Here is a 17,500-nt window from a genome sequence, read left to right as displayed (position 1 = left end):
TGGATGCCTAGTTAAATGAGTAACATATATTGCTTCAAATGATTGAATGAGGACTAAATATCCTCATTTTTTTTATTTTTCATATTTTTTCCATAAATTTATATTATAATAAAGAAAAATAGGAGGTGTTTATATGAAAGTCTTATTGGTTGAAGATGAAAAACTAATACGTCAGTTCATTGTAGAGTATTTTCAAAAACAGGGAGAAGAAGTTATTGAAGCCAGTGATGGATATGAAGGTTTATCATTATTAGATGATAGCTTTGATCTTGTTTTATTAGATATTATGATGCCTGGTATTGATGGGTATGAAGTTTGTAAACAGATTCGTCAAAAGAATGATATTCCTATTTTATTTATTAGTGCTTTAAGTGATGATGATAATAAATTAAAAGGTTATGATCTTGGTGCTGATGATTTTATATCTAAGCCATTTACACCTTCATTATTATATGCAAAATGTAATGCTTTATTAAAACGCTTTAAAAAAGATGAGCAGGGGATGATTATAGAAGAAGGAATCATCCGTATTAATGATGATACGCATGAAGTTTATATTGATGGTGAAAAAGTATCTTTATCACATAAAGAATATCAGATGTTGATGTATTTTATTGATAATAAACGTAAAATTTTATCTAGAGATCAGCTTTTAGATCGTATCTGGGGTTATGATTATTATGGTGATCAGCGTATTGTTGATACTTATGTGAAAAAATTAAGAAAAAAATTAAAAGCAGCTTCAGTCTATATTCAAACGGTAGTCAAAATTGGCTATATGTTTGATTCTAAGGGGTAATCTATGAGGAAATTAAACTTTAGTTTAGTTATCAAAATAGCCTGTATTATTTTATTAGCTTTTTTAGCAGTATTAGGTAATGAAATTCGTTTAGGGATTGAGCGCTATATTAAAAACACATTAGAAACTGATGCTGAAATAACGATTCGTAACTTAGATAAGTTTGCCAAAAATTATGTTGAAAGAATTGCAGTGAATCCAGTTGATTTATCTTCCCAACAATTTTTAAGATTATATCATCATGCGCTTTCTGGGGATTTAACGAAAGTCAAATGTCTGGTTGATGCTGATGGAAAGATTTTAGATATGTCTAGAGATGGGGTTGAAGGACCATCACTATCTTTGATAGTTGAAAAAGATGATACGAATTATTCTGTTGGTATTGATTTTTCTTCATTGAGTCAAAAAGATTTGGAAAAATTGGAGAAGGTCATTATACAACATCAAAATTCACAATTAGATATATCTATTGATGTTCATATAGGACGATATAATGAATTTAATGGTGAAATGAGAGATTTGGATTTTAAAGAAATAAAAGTCAACAATCAGACAGTTATTGAGCATCAGGTTGAAGGTGAAATAACACATATAGAAGGTGTTGCCAGTTCTTATATGAGTGCCAAAATGGAGCTGTTGTTTCCATATTCAGCAGATGGTTTATCATATTCTTCTAATTTAACACAAAAAGCAATGTTAACTGATTATCATGATGCTTTTAATGGATTAAAACAGCAAATTCAAAAAAAATTTGAACAATTTAAGGATTCAGGAAAAGAATTTAATTCATCAATTTATGATTATACACAATACTATTTGATTAATCCTTATGAATATAATGGTAAATATTATTCTACCATTATGATGCGATTAGAAGATTGGATCACACCTAATCAAACGCAAGAAGAAGTCACTGTAGATGCAGCAACAGTAGGTTATATTTTTATAACGCAGGAATATGAAAATCTACGTATGAAAAGTTTACAACAATTTATGTATGATAATTCATCAACATATATTTTAGCTATTGTTTTGATTATTATTATGTGCTTTATAGTAGCTTATATGATTGTCCGTCCAATCAAACAATTGGAGTTAGCTGCCTGGCGCATTTCTCGTAAGCAGTTTGAATATCCTATTGATACCTCACGACATGATGAACTTGGTGATTTGGCTCGAAGTGTTGATAAGATGAGTAAAGAATTAGAAAAAACAATCAATGATTTGCATCAGGAAATTGAGCGTGTTCAACAACTAGAGGTTGTCAGAAAAGAGTTCGTTTCTAATTTTACGCATGAAATTAAAACACCACTAGGTATTATCAATGGTTTTAGTGAAATGGTTGAACTGGAACAGGATGAAAAGAAACGTAATGAATACATACAAATCATTCAAAATGAAACAAGACGCATTAATGAACTTGTTTTAGCTATGTTAGACTTATCAAAACTAGAATCTCAAAATATGACATTAGATCTTGAAGAAGTAGATTTATTAGATATCGTTGACGAAGCTTTAGAATCAATGGCTTGTCTGTTTGAAGCACAGAAAGTTCATTTGAAAACTGATTTAGATTCTAGTATTATACAAGCCGATCCTTTTAAGATAGGAATGGTTATTACAAATTATATAAGTAATGCTTTGCGTTATACAGAAGCAGGCGAAGAAGTCATTATTCATTTGGATGAACATTGTTTCTCAGTAGAAAATACAGGGGCTCATATCCCAGAAGAAGACATACAAAAAATCTGGCTCTCTTTTCATAAAGTTGATAAAGCCAGAAATGAAGGTGGAACTGGTTTGGGGTTAGCTATCTGTAAAGCTATATTGGAATTGCATCATTTTGAATATGGTGTTGAAAATACACCTCAGGGTGTTCTCTTCTATTTTAAATATTAGTTCCCTTTATGGGAACTTTTCTTATTTACAAACATCTATCCAGTCTTGAGGATGGCAACACTCTTCTAATTCATGACAAGATAAGCGAATCGCACTATGATCATTGCCAGCTGCAGGGTAGACGTATTCTAACTTTTGTAAAGAGATATCAAGATAAATTTGCACATTGTCTTTGACTGCAAAAGGACATACACCACCAGGACTATGTCCAATATAGGATTCAACAAGTTCATTAGGAATCATTTTTGCTTTTTTATGGAAGTATTGTTTATATTTTTTATTGTCAATTTTGGCATCACCAGCCATAACAATCAGCAAAGGTTGTTCATCTATTAAAGAAGATAAAGTTTTAGCAATCTGTTGAGGTTGACATCCTAATGCTTTTGCGGCTAATTCAACAGTTGCGCTAGAATCCTTTAAATCAATAATACGATCTGCTAAATGAAGTTGATGAAAATATGTTTGAACACGTTTATATGACATAGTTATGACCTCCTTTGATTTCTCTCAGTTTTAGTATAATCTTTTGAATAGGATAAGTAAAATCTATAGAATGATGACTGTTTAAAAAAATAATGGTTGTCTTTTAAATATGACAAATAATGCAAAAGGGAACCTCTATAATAATGGCAAGAGGTGGGAAAAATGGAACTGATTCTTAGTCCTAGTCGTATGAAAAAGATTAGGTACCAATTTATTTTTTATATAACATTAATTTCTTTTTTAATTTCTATTGTACATATTTATTCAACATCATTATTATTTGCATTGCCTTTTTTTTATGTGTGCTTTATGTGTGGGTATCAGTCTATTATAGGTTATGCTATAGGGCTTGGTATAGGGGTTATATTTTTAGATGTTCCTTATGATGTTTTTGTGATAAGTGCTATATCTTTTGTTATTTTAGAATTCTGTTTACTGTTTCAATCCATGAAATCAAGATATGTGCCCTATCTTTTAACATTGATTGGAGGCATCTATTATGCTTATATTCAAATAGATTTACTTTCAACTTTATTACTCACTATTTTAACATATATCAATACAATGATTTTTACATCTTTGACACCGATATTTATGCATGGCGAAGCTGAGCTTTTGACTCATGAAAGAATGAAAGCTTTAACAGTTGTAATTCTTATATGTACAATGGGGTTATTGCCATATTCTCAAATGTCAACAATGATATTAATTCGTATTTTTATTTTAATTATGATTTATCATGAATGTTTAGATGATTTACTGCCAGGATTATTTTATAGCGCCATGTTGATGCTGTTGATGGATCTAGGATATAAAGATGATATTTTATCTTTTTTATTACCCCTTTTCTTTTTCTATATGATTCCCTGTCATAAAAAATCAACTATCGTCTCTTTGTATTTTGTATCTCATCTTATTTTGCCATTCTTTTTAGATTTTCAATATACATATCATGGATTTATTGTCGTTGCCAGTGGCTTGATTTTTTTCATCTTACCGATGCGTTTACATAAACCTGTCTTGTCTTCAAGTTATCAGGAAATGACTTTTAAACAACAATTATCAAAACAGGTTGATTCTTTCTGTCATTTATTTGAACAGATGACGGCTTTGTTTACGAAAGCGCCTGCACCTAATCGTTCTTTAGAATATGTGGGTTATATTTATGAAGATATGTGTCAGAATTGTTCAAGTCAAACCACTTGCTTTCATAAAAAATATGGACCACACCGTTTAGTCAAATTAATGAATAAAGGATTAAAAGAAAGTTATAGTGAAGCTGATGAAGATTTTATTCATCAATATTGTTTAAATCCAGAAAAATATCTAGCTTTAGTACAGCAGTATCGTAAAGATTATCGGAAAATCAGACGAGTTCAGGAAGAATATAAAGTGATGAAAAATGATCTCTATCATCAATTTTCATTATTAAATCATGTTTTTCATCAGTTTTCTCATCAACTGGAAATTGGACATATTGAAGAAAAGCATATTTATGAACATATGGAAGGTTATCATTTTCAATTGGCACATCTTAAAAAATACTATGAATCACAATCAGTCTATTATTTAGAAATAGGGTTATATGATATGACTAGAGAAGAAATTGAAAATGAATTTATACCGATTCTTGAAGCTTATCTTAATGAAACATTGGATATAGAAGTCATCAAAACACCCATGCATCAGTTAGGTTATACATATCTTGTTTTAAAACATCATACCCGTTATTTTGTTCAATATGGAGTCTCACAATGTGCTAAAGAAAGTATTGCCTGTGGGGATAGTTATACAATTTTTTCTATGAATGAAAATGACTATTTTGCGATAAGTGATGGTATGGGACAGGGACAAAAAGCAAGTGATGATTCAAGCTTGACATTAGATGTCATGAAACAGTTAATTACAAATGGCATATCTTTAAATGATACCATTCAATCAGTGAATGCTTTATTAAAGATTAAAAATCGTAATGATATGTTTACTACGGTTGATATGATAGAAATCAATCTGGTCAATGGATTGACAACATTTATGAAATATGGAGCTTGTCCAACCTATATTTTACGTGATCATGAAATCATAGAAGTAGAATCTAAAACATTACCGATGGGTATTGTTTCACCACTTGAAACAATGATTCAAAAACAAACTTTGAAAGAAAATGATATGATTTTTATGGTAAGTGATGGTTTTTCAGGACATTTTAGAGAATTTTTAAAGGATAATGAATATTTGATTGGTGATGATCATCCTAAAGATATTGCTCATTTATTTATGACATTGGCAAATGATGAACAAAGGAATGATGATATGACCATCATGGTTTTAAAAATATGTAAGCAATAATCCCAAAATATTGGGATTTTTGTTTTGGAATTATCATTTCTTTGATATAATGTCCTCATGGAGTGATAGCATGAATTTAGAGTTATTAGATCGTTCAAAATATTACGTGATTGGTGTGTCTGGTGGATGCGATTCAATGTATCTTTTAGATACTTTAAGAAAGGAAGGGTATCATTTACTGGTGGCTCATGTGAATTATAATTATCGTCATGATAGTTATATGGATTATGAGTTAGTTAGTGATTATTGTGCAATGTATGGAATTCCTTTCTATTATAAAGAGTTTCATCCTCAAGATTATCATCAGGGTAATTTTCAAAATCAGGCAAGAACGTTAAGATATAATTTTTATAAAGAAATCTATGATCTTTATCATGTTGATGGTGTGATTTTAGGTCATCATTTAGATGATCATCTGGAAACTATTTATATGCAGTTATCCCATCATAATACGGTTCACTATTTAGGAATTAAACAGGAAACACATGTTCAAAATATGCGTATTATTAGACCTTTAATGTGTCTATATAAAGAAGAAATCATCAAAAGATGTCAAGATGGGCATATTCCTTATCATGATGATTATACAAATTTTGAAACAGATTTTGAAAGAGATAAAGTTCGTAATACTGTTTTGAATCATTATACATTACAACAAAAAGAAGAACTTTTAAAAAAGGCTGAAGCACATAATCAAAGAATCAAAGAATTAGAGTTTAAAGTTCAAACCTATTACCAACAATATAAAACAGATGGCATTATTTACTATTATTATATTCCTAAAGAGTTAAGAGAAATCTTCCTTTATTTAATTTTACGTGATGTGATGCCAACACAGTTAATTTCTTATTCTCTTATTCAGGAAATCAAGCATCAGATTGATAGTGTAAAACCAAATATTCAAATGAATTTACCAGTTAATTATCTGTTCATAAAAGAATACGATAATATCTACATCATTGATAAAGATAAAACCAAAGGCTATTATTTTGAATTTAGAGAATATATGCCTTTTGGTTGTGAGTATTTCCATTTATTAGATAGTGGTCATATCAATGAAGGGGTCTTTCTTGCCCCTGAAGATTATCCAATTACTATCCGTACAATGAAAGAAGGCGATAGCATTATGACATCTTCTGGAACAAAAAAACTCTCACGTCTATTTATAAATGCAAAAATTCCTGCTTTGAAAAGAAAAACATGGCCTGTTGTCGTGAATAAAGATGGAACTATTGTTTTAGTTCCACATATTGCAAAAAACATTGATTATTTGACTACAAAACCAAATGTATTTGTGATAAAATAAAAAGGCTTATTATAAGGAGTGAGAAGTATGCATAAAGATGTTAAAGAGATTTTATATACTCAAGAAGAAATTGTTGAGAAGTGTAAAGAATTAGCAAAACAAATTACAAATGATTATAATGATAAAGAAGTGATTCTGGTTGGTTTATTAAAAGGATCTGTTCCTTTTTTAGCGGAATTATCTAAATATATAGAATTAGATGTGACATTTGATTATATGGATGTCAGCAGTTATGAAGGTGTTGAATCACGAACAATTACAATCAAGAAAGATTTGGATCAGGATGTCAAAGGTAAAGATATCTTACTTGTAGAAGATATTTTAGATACCGGTAAAACATTAACAACAGTCAAAGCAATGCTTGAAGAACGTGGTGCAAATTCTGTTGAAATTGTCACAATGTTAGATAAAAAAGAAGGACGTACTTATCCAATTGAAGCCAAGTATGTAGGATTTGAAATTCCTAATGCATTTGTGATTGGATTTGGATTGGATTTTAATGAGAAATATCGTCAATTACCTTATGTAGGTATTTTAAAAGAAGAATGTTATCAGTAGTGAAAAGGAGATTATATGAACAATAAGAATAAGAGTTTAATAAAAGCCATATTGCCTTGGGTTCTTGTCATTATTTTATTAAGTTCATTAGTTCCATTATTAAATATGGGGCGTACAAATGAAGTGAACTATACTGAGTTTACGGAAATTGTCAATAAAGAAAATGTAACTGAAGTATCAGTGATGCCTGGTATTTATGTGACAAGTGTAGAAGGACAATATACAAAGACTGAAAAAGGTCAAGAAGTCAATTATACATTTAAAACAAATGTTCCACAAACTGATCAGGAATTAGATTCTTTAATTCAGTTAATGGAAGACAAAGGTATTACAGTTGAAGTTTTAGATGCAAAAAGTGAAAATATGTTGGTAGATACTTTATTAGGTTTACTTCCATATATTTTATTGATTGGTGTGATGTTTTTTGTAATGAGAAGTATTGGTGGTGGCGGGGGTGCCAATGCCAAAGCTTTCGATTTTGGAAACTCACGTGCGAAATTAGAGAAAGACAGCAAAACAAGATTTACAGATGTTGCTGGAGCAGATGAAGAAAAAGAAGAATTAAAAGAATTAGTAGATTTCTTGAAAAATCCAAAGAAATTTGCCAACATGGGGGCTAAAATTCCTAGAGGTGTATTACTTGTAGGGCCTCCAGGTACAGGTAAAACATTACTTGCAAGAGCAGTAGCTGGTGAAGCCAATGTACCTTTCTATTCTATTTCAGGTTCTGAATTCGTAGAAATGTTCGTTGGTGTTGGTGCTGGACGTGTGCGTGATATGTTTAAAAAAGCAAAACAAAATGCACCATGTATCATCTTCATTGATGAAATTGATGCTGTGGGGCGTCAAAGAGGAACTGGTGTCGGTGGTGGACATGATGAACGTGAACAGACATTGAACCAGTTGTTAGTTGAAATGGATGGATTTAGTGGTAATGAAGGTATTATCATTTTAGCAGCAACAAACCGTGCTGATGTCTTAGACCCTGCATTACTTCGTCCAGGACGTTTTGATAGACAAATTCAAGTTGCAAACCCAGATAAAAAAGCGAGAGCTGAAATCTTACGTGTTCATGCACGTAATAAGAAATTTACAGATGATGTGAATTTTGATAACATTGCACAACGTACTCCTGGTTTCTCAGGTGCAGAGTTAGCTAACGTATTAAATGAAGCGGCTTTATTAGCGGTTCGTTTAGGACATAAACGTATTACTTTAGATGATGTTGATGAAGCGATTGACCGTGTTATTGGTGGACCAGCGAAAAAATCACGTAAGTATACAGAAAAAGAAAGAAAATTGGTTGCTTATCATGAAGCAGGACATGCAATTATTGGTTTAACTTTAGAGGATGCCAATAAAGTTCAAAAAGTCACAATTATTCCTAGAGGCCAAGCTGGTGGATATAACTTAATGACACCAAAAGAAGAAACATATTTCCAAACAAAATCACAGTTAATGGCAAGCATTACTGGATTCATGGGTGGACGTGTAGCTGAAGAAATCTTCTTTGGTGATGTCTCTTCTGGTGCGCATAATGATATTGAACAGGCGACTCGTATTGCCAGATTAATGGTTACTGAATTAGGTATGTCTGATTTAGGACCGATTAAATATGATTCTGGTCATGATGCAGTATTCTTAGGTAGAGATTATTCATCTACAAGCAATACACATTCTGGTCAAATTGCTTATGAAATTGATCAGCAAGTTCGTAAGATTATTGATACTTGTTATGAACAATGTCGTCAGATTATCAATGAACAAAAAGATAAGTTAATTATTATTGCGAATGCTTTATTAGAGCATGAAACATTAAATAATGAACAAATTGAATCATTATATAACACTGGACATATGTTAGAAATGGATAATGGTGTGGATGACAATGATCATCATGATCAAAACCCACCAGTAGAAGAAAAGAAAAACACAGTGAATTTAGATGATGATTTATTAGATGAAATGAAATAAGCACGTATGTGCTTATTTTTGTAAGAGGAGATTACAATGAAAAGAAGTACAATGAGTAAATTATTGGTTCTTATTATTATTGCGTCTATGGTTATTCCGTTAATTGGTTACTTTGCGCTAGGAGGTTAAAAGATGAAAGATTATTTAGTGAGAGGTTTAGTACAATCAAAAAACTGTCGTGTATTTGCATGTACAACACAGCATTTATTAGAAACAGCAAGACAAAAGCATGACTTATGGCCAACAGCTTCAGCAGCTTTAGGACGTTTGATGTCAGCCACTTTGATGCTTGGAGCGATGAATAAAAATCATGAGAAAATGACTGTCACAATGAACGGTGGTGGCTCTATTGGCACATTAATGGCATGTACACATAGCGATGGGAAAATTAAAGCTTTTGTTGGAAATCCACATGTTCATTATACTTATGAAGATACAGGTAAACTCGGTGTTGGTTTAGCTGTAGGAAATCAGGGAACTTTACAAGTGATTAAGGATATGGGATTAAAAGAACCATTTGTTGGGACTGTACCTATCCAAACTGGTGAAATTGGTGAAGATTTTTCTTATTATTTTATGGTATCAGAACAGGTGCCATCTGTCGTCTCATTAGGTGTTCTTGTTGATACAACAAATGAAATCTTATCTAGTGGTGGATTTATTATCCAACTTTTACCTGAAGCCAGTGATGAAGATATTTCTTATATTGAAGATAAAATGAAAAATTTCCCGGCAGTTTCTGCTTTATTAAATGAAGGTCATACACCTGAAGAAATATTAAAAATGATTTTTGAAGATGTTGAAATATTAGATACGCAAGATTTATCTTTTGAATGTGACTGTTCAAAAGATAAAATGAGAAATGCATTAATGACAGTAGGAAAAGATGAAATTCAAGCGATGATTGATGAAGATCATGGTTGTGAAATGACATGTCAGTTCTGTAATTCAAAGTATACTTTTAGTGAAGATGAATTAAAATCATTATTAGAGGATATCCAGTAGGATATTCTTTTTTTATGTTGTGAAATCATAGAATGTCTTACGACTATTTGATGATACAAAAAATTTTGGAGATAATAGTTTGTTAGAAGCTGAAAAGAAATGATTGTGTGATATATTCCTGATATAATTGTATTGTAAAATATAATTTATCATGAAAATGCGTTATGAGAAAGTGAGATGAAAATATGGAAAATGGTATTATCATTTATCAATCAAAGTATGGATCAACAAAAAAATATGTCAATTGGTTAATTGAAGAAACTCAATTTGATTATATAGAAACACCACATGCAAAGATAAAAGATATAGAAAAATATAATACAATTGTATTATGTGGTGGTATCTATGCTTCTGGTATAGCAGGTTTATCATTTCTTAGGAAAAACTATCATTTATTAAAAAATAAAAAAATAGCTATACTATGTGTTGGTGCATCACCATTTGACAAGAAAGCATTTAATGAAGTAAAAGCACATAATCTTAAAGAAGATTTAAAAAATGTACCAACATTTTATGCGAGAGGTGCTTGGGATGAAGAAAAAATGTCATTGAAAGATAGAACTTTATGCAAAATGTTACAAAAAGCTATAGCAAAGAAAGATCCTAGCACTTATGAACCTTGGATGAAAGCACTCATGAGTGCAGTAGGAGAAAAATGTGATTGGACTGATAAGGAATATCTAAGACCATTATTGGAATATATTCAATAAAAATTATAATTTGAGAGGAAGTGCAAAAAATGACAATTTCAAATATAAAAGACAGCATTGATAGTAATATTCATAAAGTTTGGGAAACTGTTTTAGCAGTTGATAAATATACTCAATGGCGAAGTGATTTAAGTAAAACGGAAGTAATAAATGAAGAACAATTTATTGAATATACCAAAAACGGCTATTCCACCACTTTTACTATCACTGTTGTAGAACCACATAAGCGCTGGGAATTTGATATGGAAAATAGCAATATGAAAGGACATTGGATTGGCATTTTCACTTCCATAGACGATAAAACGGAGATTGATTTTACAGAACAGGTAACAGCAAAGAAATTCTATATGAAGCCATTTGTAAAATCATATTTAAAAAAACAGCAAACACAGTTTGTTATGGATTTGAAAAGAATATTAGAGAAATAAATCCTAATTTATAGAGGCGATGAAGAATATGAAAAGATATGTTGCCTTATTGAGAGGAATCAATGTAAGTGGAAAAAATAAAGTCTTTATGCCAGCATTAAAAGAAGGTTTTGAACAACTTGCATTTGAAGATGTTAAGACTTATCTTAATAGTGGAAATGTTATTTTTTCTAGTCACGAAGATGATATAAAGAAGTTGACAAATCAAATTGAACTCGTGATTCACAATCAGTTTCATTTAGACATTTCTGTTTTTGTTATATCAAAACAAGATCTTCTAGATATTTTACACAATTCACCTCAATGGTGGGGCAATAATAACAAAGATATTTATGATAATCTTATTTTTATTATACCACCAGCAAAATTCTTGGACGTCTATAATGAAATTGGGGAACCAAAAAAAGAATTAGAAAAGATAGAGAATTATAAAGAAGTGATATTTTGGTCTTTTAGTCGTAAAGATTATCAAAAAACAAATTGGTGGTCCAAGACAGCAAGTGCAAATATCAGTGCAAAACTAACGATAAGAACAGCAAATACAGTCAGAAAAATAGCCAATATGTAATCACTTTTCAAATAATGATATAAAATGAAAAGTCATATAGATAAAGATAAATTTTTATAAAAAAAGAAGGCACAAGGGGAAGGTGCCTTCTCTTTTTGGGGTTTACCAATATTAGGAATATAACTTTGATAACTTACATCTATTTTATATTGGGGAGGAAAAATAGAGGGGAAAGTGTAAGTTATCTGTTTATATGGTTGACAGATCTTTTATTTTTATTCAAATAAAATTCAATAAATTTGAGTGAGGGTAAATAAATATTTTTAGGTAACTCATTTAATGAAAACCAGCGCCATTCATCTTGTTTATCAGGTTCCATAACTTGGAGCTTACCATCATATTTTTTGGCCATAACATGAATCGTTACAAAATGTTTATCTTTTTGGAAATCATCAACAACATTAACAATATGTAAATCATCAATATGAAGATTTGTTTCTTCTTTGACTTCTCTTTTTGCACATTCATATATTGTTTCATCAAATTCCTGTTTGCCACCTGGTAGACACCAGCAATCAGGTTGATAGATACCACCTGTATCTTCATAATGAGCATTTCTATGTCCCATGAGTATTTGATTATCGTGAATAATCATAACACCTACACCCACTTTTATGTGTTTTTCCATCATGATCACCTCAATCATCATTATAACAAAAAAATACGATTCTTTTGATGAGAATCGCATTTGTTTATTACTAACAATGTATTTTGAATGGGAGAGGGAAAATATTACATTGCCAATGGAAAATTTATTCTTTATCGCCTCCTATGTTTTATACTATATCAAGTATTTGTCTTTGTATTTTCAAGAAAGTATGTTATATTGTGTTATGGTGAAAAAAATGAAAATTGGAAATATAGAAATTAAAAATAGAATTATTATGGCGCCTATGGCTGGTATCACAAATGTTGCGTTTAGAAAGATTATTAAAGAATTTGGAGCTGGGTTAGTCGTTAGTGAAATGGTTAGTGATAAAGCCTTGTGTTATGGTAATCAAAAAACGATCGAAATGTTGACGATTGATGAAGATGAACATCCGGTCAGTATACAGATATTTGGTGGGGATGTAGATTCCATGGTCAAAGCAGCCAAGTTTGTAGACGAACATTCAAACTGTGATATTATTGATATTAATATGGGATGTCCTGTTCAGAAAGTTTTAAAAGCTCATGCAGGAAGTTATTTGTTGCAGTATCCAGATTTGGTTTATGATATTGTTAAAAATGTGGTGGAAGCTGTCAGCAAGCCAGTGACTGTTAAGATACGTATTGGTTATGACTTTGATTCTATTAACTGTGTTGAAATTGCAAAATTGATTGAAAAAGCAGGAGCGAGTGCTATTGCTGTACATGGAAGAACACGTTCACAAATGTACGAAGGTCATGCCAACTGGGACTATATCAGACAGGTGAAAGAAGCTGTCTCTATTCCCGTTATTGGTAATGGAGATGTCAAAACGGCTCAAGATGCAAAACGTATGTTGGAAGAAACAGGTTGTGATGCTGTGATGGTTGGAAGAGCAGCACTTGGGAATCCATGGGTAATTCAACAGATGGTTGCTTATGTTGAAAATGGAGTTTTATTAGAAGAACCAACAATGGATGAAAAACTCAATCAATGCTTATCACATGCTAAAAGATTAATGAGTGTTGAGGGCGAAAAAAATGCTATGAGACAGATGCGAGGACACGCTCCATGGTATATCAAAGGTTTAAAGTCAGCCAGTGCTATTAAAAATCTTCTTTCTAAGGTTGATACATATAAAGAATTAGAAGAGATTATAGAAAAATATCGCATTTATTTACATACAGGTGATAAAGCAGTTTTTGAGGAAAGATAGGGGAAAAGATTATAGGGAAATAAAAAAAGAAAATTGTTTTACCAATTTTAGGTATATTTGTTATTGTATGCATTATAGGTATTATTTTATGGAATAGGCAAGATTTTCATTTAATCAAAGATACATTAACTTTAGAATATGGAGAAACTTTACCAAATCAATTTGATGATTTTATTGAAACTAATGGTGATATTGAATATAGTAGTCAAGATATAGATGATTTTAAAGATATCTTAGATGTTGGAGATTATACAATTGATTTTCAATTGGGAAATAAAAAAGAAACTTTATATATTTCAGTAGAAGATACAACGGCTCCTCAATTACAATTACAAGAAGAGGCAACAGCTTTACAAAATCATACTATTGATTATGAGAAATGTTTATCTATACAAGATTTATCAAAATGTGACATCACGATTAATGATGATGACGTCAATGACAACACACCTGGAAAATACATAGCTAAAGCTATTGTCAAAGATCAGTATCAAAACGAATCAACAATAGATATACCTGTCACAATTGAAGAAGTGACTTTAAAAGCTTCAAAGACTTCAATGACTTTGAAATCAAATGAAACACAAACATTAAAAGTGACAACGAACAGTCATCATGCTATTACATATTCATCAAGTAATCCAGATGTTGTGACTGTAGATGAAGCAGGACATATATCTGTATTAAAAGCAGGTTCTGCAACTATAAGTGCCACTGTAGATGGACATACACAAACATGTCATATTACCGTCCCATCTACACAAAAGAAATCAACGACATCTTCTCATCATACAACACATCATTCTTCAACAAATAGAACAACACAATCATCAAATACGAATATTGGAGAAACAGTTTATATTACAAAAACCGGTAGTAAATATCATCGTGCTGGTTGTCGTTATTTAAGAAAAAGTCAAATTGAAATTTCTTTAAGTGAAGCCAAAAATGAAGGATATACAGCATGTAGTGTGTGTTTCTAAAATATAAAAAATGATTAAAATATATAAATAAGAGATTTTGGATATGTTGAGTTTAACCATCATTAGAAAATCTCTTTTTTTATCAAATGAAATACTATCATTCGTATATTCCAATAATAAAATTCTTTTTATGAACATTTCTAATGTCAATATATTGAAGAATATTATAAAAAGTGTTAGTTAAGTATATAGATGTATTGTTTATCAAAACGAAACAAGGTAAGCAAAATTGTTTACCTTGTTGAATACTTTCTTCTTATAAAAATTTCATAAATCGCCATGACAATTAATGTTCCAGGTACAGCAGTGAAAATAGCTATATGAAGAACAATTGTTTGATTGAAAATAAAGCCTTCTAAGATAAAAATTAATCCATAAATAAATAAGAGCAAAGCAGTTGCATGATTATGTTTAGCAACATCTGTTATATTTTTAGCAAGTATAGGGCGAATGTTATGATAAATTGTAAGAGGCTTCTGAGATAAATAATGATAAATTCCAGTGGCTATAACTACGAATCCAATAATAATGACTAAATAATTTTCAGTGGTCATATGATACCTCTCCTTCATCATTTTCCTTTTCATTGTTCATATTTATATATTGTTCAATCGTTTGATCTGAATAACTTAACAGATGACCAAATTCATAAGCGATTTCTGTTCTTAACTGAGAATATTGTTGATTTATAATAGATTGCCTTTTGTGTTCTTTTAATGCAATATATTCTTCTATATATTTCTTTTCTTTATAAAAGATAATATTATATGTTTTTCTATTGAGTGAATAAGGAAATAAATCAGTAATTAAAGGATTATCATCCAAATAATAATAAGTTTGATATTGATTTGTGATAGTTTCCACAAAAGGAATATAGCTATCTCTTTCTTCTTTGGTAGTACAAGGATGAGCTAAAGCTATATTTTTTATACCAGCTTTGACCATTTCATTAAAACAATCAATAACACCACATTGATAGGAATAGGGATCAATTTGTTTCATGGTTGTTCAAGTCCTCTCTTTTTGAATATCATTGTTATAATAATTATATCATATACACCAACAAGTTAAAATAATGATGATATAGACAAGAAACGTTTTTATAATGATGCTTAAAGAATAGTTTGATAAATATGATAGATTTCATGAATAATAAAACAGGACTATTTTGTCCTGCTTTAATAATAGAGTACGATTACTAACTGAATTCTGGTCTTAAGATATCAATATACTTAAATTTTCCATCGTTATATTCAAAGTGTAAAATACAGCAATTAGTGAAACCGCCATTATCCCTTACTATATTTGGATCAGTTACTGAACTTAAGAAGGAATAACAGGCACCACCATGAGATACAGCTAAAACATTTTGATGATCGTCATTTTCCATGATTTCAAGTAAACATTTTGACATTCTTTCTACAACATCATGCGTATATTCTCCACCATAATGAGGGAATAAGTCATCATAATTGAATTCACTCCAACGCTTTGGGTTTAAATCTTCACTTTCTCCTTCAAAATCACCAAAATTTCTTTCTTTAAGTTGTTTTAATCTTTTATAGGGTGTATCCTGTCCGATAATAATTTCTAATGTATCACAACATCTTTCAGATGTAGAACTATAGTAATGATCAAATGAAATATCTTTTAAACATTTCTTTGCTGCTTTGGCCTGCAAGATGCCAGTTTTGGTTAAAGGGGAGTCACACCAACCCTGTATTTTTCTTCTTTTATTAAATAGCGTTTCTCCATGTCTCATCAAATATAAATGTTTAGTCATCAATATCACCTCATATTAATTATATCAAATTTATTATATATAACCAAATACTTCTTTTATGCCATTCCCTATGCTTATAGAGCATATTTATTAATCATTTTCTTTATTGTTACCAATCTAACAACATTGGGTGATATAATAATGTTTAATTCAATTATTTCTGTTATGGTAAAAGTCATTGTATATTAGATATGCGAATGGTTAGACAGTCACTTTTAACGATAACTAGCCTAGTGTTAAGTTCGCTCTAAAAACTAAAAAGGTAAGGAGTCACAATCCTTACCTATTTGCATTTGGTACAATGCTATCTGATTTACAAGCAGATTATAACATGTAACCTACCTAATCTCAAGTATGATTACTTTTAATAATTTTTTACAGAATATTGTTATGCATTTACTTGATTAAGATTACTTATAGTATATCAGATGAAAAAGTATTTGTTTTTTTGATTTTCAAATTTAAATTATCTTGATTTTATCACTATTTATTTCTTGGTTTCATCTGTGGGAACAAGATAACTTCTTGGATAGATTCTTGACCAGTTAATAACATAACAAGTCTATCAATACCCATTCCCATACCACCTGTTGGAGGTAATCCGTATTCCAAAGCTTCTACATAATCTAAATCCATTTCAATCCGTATATAATTTGTATATATGTTTTTACGTGTTTTTATGTATTCATAGATACAAGAGAATACTTAAAGTTTATAGGATTTATACATATTTACTTTATTTTGTATGCCAATATGTATGCCATTTTAAATGCATTTAGTTATATTAAGAAAGAGGAAATAATTTTATATT

17 protein-coding genes and 1 pseudogene are annotated in these 17,500 nt (G+C 30.4%); 12 read left to right on the top strand and 6 right to left on the bottom strand.

Annotation, left to right across the window (positions count from 1 at the left end; all coding sequences use genetic code 11):
* Positions 1-133: 133 nt before the first annotated feature.
* Together E0K96_RS02430 and E0K96_RS02425 are read left to right on the top strand one after the other, a co-directional pair.
* Entirely contained in the window at positions 134-799 is a 666-nt protein-coding gene (locus tag E0K96_RS02430) for a response regulator transcription factor (protein ID WP_087243914.1), read from the top strand.
* Between the two features lie 3 nt (positions 800-802).
* Positions 803-2,698 carry a sensor histidine kinase gene (locus E0K96_RS02425; RefSeq protein ID WP_168080917.1) on the top strand — a complete coding sequence of 632 codons (1,896 nt, stop codon included), beginning with the start codon at positions 803-805 and terminating at the stop codon, positions 2,696-2,698.
* Positions 2,699-2,719: 21 nt separating this feature from the next.
* Here E0K96_RS02425 and E0K96_RS02420 read toward each other — a convergent pair whose 3' ends face one another.
* Complete coding sequence (locus tag E0K96_RS02420) at positions 2,720-3,181, bottom strand: YbaK/EbsC family protein (RefSeq protein WP_168080915.1); 462 nt, start codon at positions 3,179-3,181, stop codon at positions 2,720-2,722.
* A gap of 162 nt (positions 3,182-3,343) precedes the next feature.
* Between E0K96_RS02420 and E0K96_RS02415 the strand changes: the two genes are divergently transcribed.
* From E0K96_RS02415 to E0K96_RS02385, 8 genes are all read left to right on the top strand, one after another.
* Positions 3,344-5,530, top strand: a complete 2,187-nt coding sequence (locus E0K96_RS02415; RefSeq protein ID WP_168080913.1) for a SpoIIE family protein phosphatase — start codon at positions 3,344-3,346, stop codon at positions 5,528-5,530.
* Between the two features lie 70 nt (positions 5,531-5,600).
* Complete coding sequence (tilS, locus tag E0K96_RS02410; protein WP_240924408.1) at positions 5,601-6,836, top strand: tRNA lysidine(34) synthetase TilS; 1,236 nt, start codon at positions 5,601-5,603, stop codon at positions 6,834-6,836.
* 27 nt (positions 6,837-6,863) lie between these two features.
* Positions 6,864-7,394 carry a hypoxanthine phosphoribosyltransferase gene (hpt, locus tag E0K96_RS12150; protein WP_087297786.1) on the top strand — a complete coding sequence of 177 codons (531 nt, stop codon included), beginning with the start codon at positions 6,864-6,866 and terminating at the stop codon, positions 7,392-7,394.
* Positions 7,395-7,409: 15 nt separating this feature from the next.
* Complete coding sequence (ftsH, locus tag E0K96_RS02405) at positions 7,410-9,368, top strand: ATP-dependent zinc metalloprotease FtsH (protein ID WP_168080911.1); 1,959 nt, start codon at positions 7,410-7,412, stop codon at positions 9,366-9,368.
* A 132-nt stretch (positions 9,369-9,500) separates the two neighbouring features.
* Positions 9,501-10,373 carry an Hsp33 family molecular chaperone HslO gene (gene hslO, locus E0K96_RS02400; RefSeq protein ID WP_168080909.1) on the top strand — a complete coding sequence of 291 codons (873 nt, stop codon included), beginning with the start codon at positions 9,501-9,503 and terminating at the stop codon, positions 10,371-10,373.
* A 185-nt stretch (positions 10,374-10,558) separates the two neighbouring features.
* A complete protein-coding gene (locus E0K96_RS02395; protein ID WP_087243908.1) occupies positions 10,559-11,083 on the top strand; it encodes a flavodoxin domain-containing protein in 525 nt (174 codons plus the stop codon).
* Positions 11,084-11,112: 29 nt separating this feature from the next.
* Complete coding sequence (locus tag E0K96_RS02390; RefSeq protein WP_087936704.1) at positions 11,113-11,511, top strand: SRPBCC family protein; 399 nt, start codon at positions 11,113-11,115, stop codon at positions 11,509-11,511.
* A gap of 28 nt (positions 11,512-11,539) precedes the next feature.
* Positions 11,540-12,079, top strand: coding sequence for a DUF1697 domain-containing protein (locus E0K96_RS02385; RefSeq protein ID WP_168080907.1), 540 nt, complete (start codon positions 11,540-11,542; stop codon positions 12,077-12,079).
* Between the two features lie 181 nt (positions 12,080-12,260).
* Here the strand turns inward: E0K96_RS02385 and E0K96_RS02380 are convergent, their stop codons facing one another.
* Entirely contained in the window at positions 12,261-12,707 is a 447-nt protein-coding gene (locus E0K96_RS02380; protein WP_087243905.1) for a nucleotide triphosphate diphosphatase NUDT15, read from the bottom strand.
* 217 nt (positions 12,708-12,924) lie between these two features.
* On the opposite strand from E0K96_RS02380, the gene dusB reads away from it, so the two are divergent.
* Together dusB and E0K96_RS02370 are read left to right on the top strand one after the other, a co-directional pair.
* The gene (gene dusB / locus E0K96_RS02375; protein ID WP_168080905.1) at positions 12,925-13,923 is read left to right on the top strand and encodes a tRNA dihydrouridine synthase DusB; all 999 of its coding nucleotides are present in this window, start codon (positions 12,925-12,927) and stop codon (positions 13,921-13,923) included.
* Between the two features lie 266 nt (positions 13,924-14,189).
* Complete coding sequence (locus tag E0K96_RS02370; protein ID WP_168080903.1) at positions 14,190-14,906, top strand: Ig-like domain-containing protein; 717 nt, start codon at positions 14,190-14,192, stop codon at positions 14,904-14,906.
* Positions 14,907-15,139: 233 nt separating this feature from the next.
* On the opposite strand, the gene E0K96_RS02365 is transcribed toward E0K96_RS02370, so the two are convergent.
* From E0K96_RS02365 to E0K96_RS02350, 4 genes and pseudogenes are all read right to left on the bottom strand, one after another.
* Positions 15,140-15,460, bottom strand: a complete 321-nt coding sequence (locus tag E0K96_RS02365) for a hypothetical protein (protein WP_168080901.1) — start codon at positions 15,458-15,460, stop codon at positions 15,140-15,142.
* Complete coding sequence (locus tag E0K96_RS02360) at positions 15,450-15,908, bottom strand: hypothetical protein (RefSeq protein WP_087305081.1); 459 nt, start codon at positions 15,906-15,908, stop codon at positions 15,450-15,452. Before E0K96_RS02360 ends, E0K96_RS02365 begins: the two co-directional genes overlap by 11 nt.
* A 196-nt stretch (positions 15,909-16,104) precedes the next feature.
* A complete protein-coding gene (locus tag E0K96_RS02355; protein ID WP_087243901.1) occupies positions 16,105-16,689 on the bottom strand; it encodes a histidine phosphatase family protein in 585 nt (194 codons plus the stop codon).
* 483 nt (positions 16,690-17,172) lie between these two features.
* A pseudogene (locus tag E0K96_RS02350) lies at positions 17,173-17,328 on the bottom strand (amino acid--tRNA ligase-related protein); the annotation flags it as partial.
* Positions 17,329-17,500 lie beyond the last annotated feature (172 nt).

The sequence above is a fragment of the Massilimicrobiota sp. SW1139 genome (genome assembly GCF_012027715.1).
In the GTDB taxonomy this organism is placed as follows: Bacteria; Bacillota_I; Bacilli_A; order Erysipelotrichales; family Coprobacillaceae; genus Allocoprobacillus; species Allocoprobacillus merdigallinarum.
The sequence above is the reverse complement of the archived record's forward strand: the minus strand, read 5'-3'. Positions and strand labels throughout refer to the sequence as shown.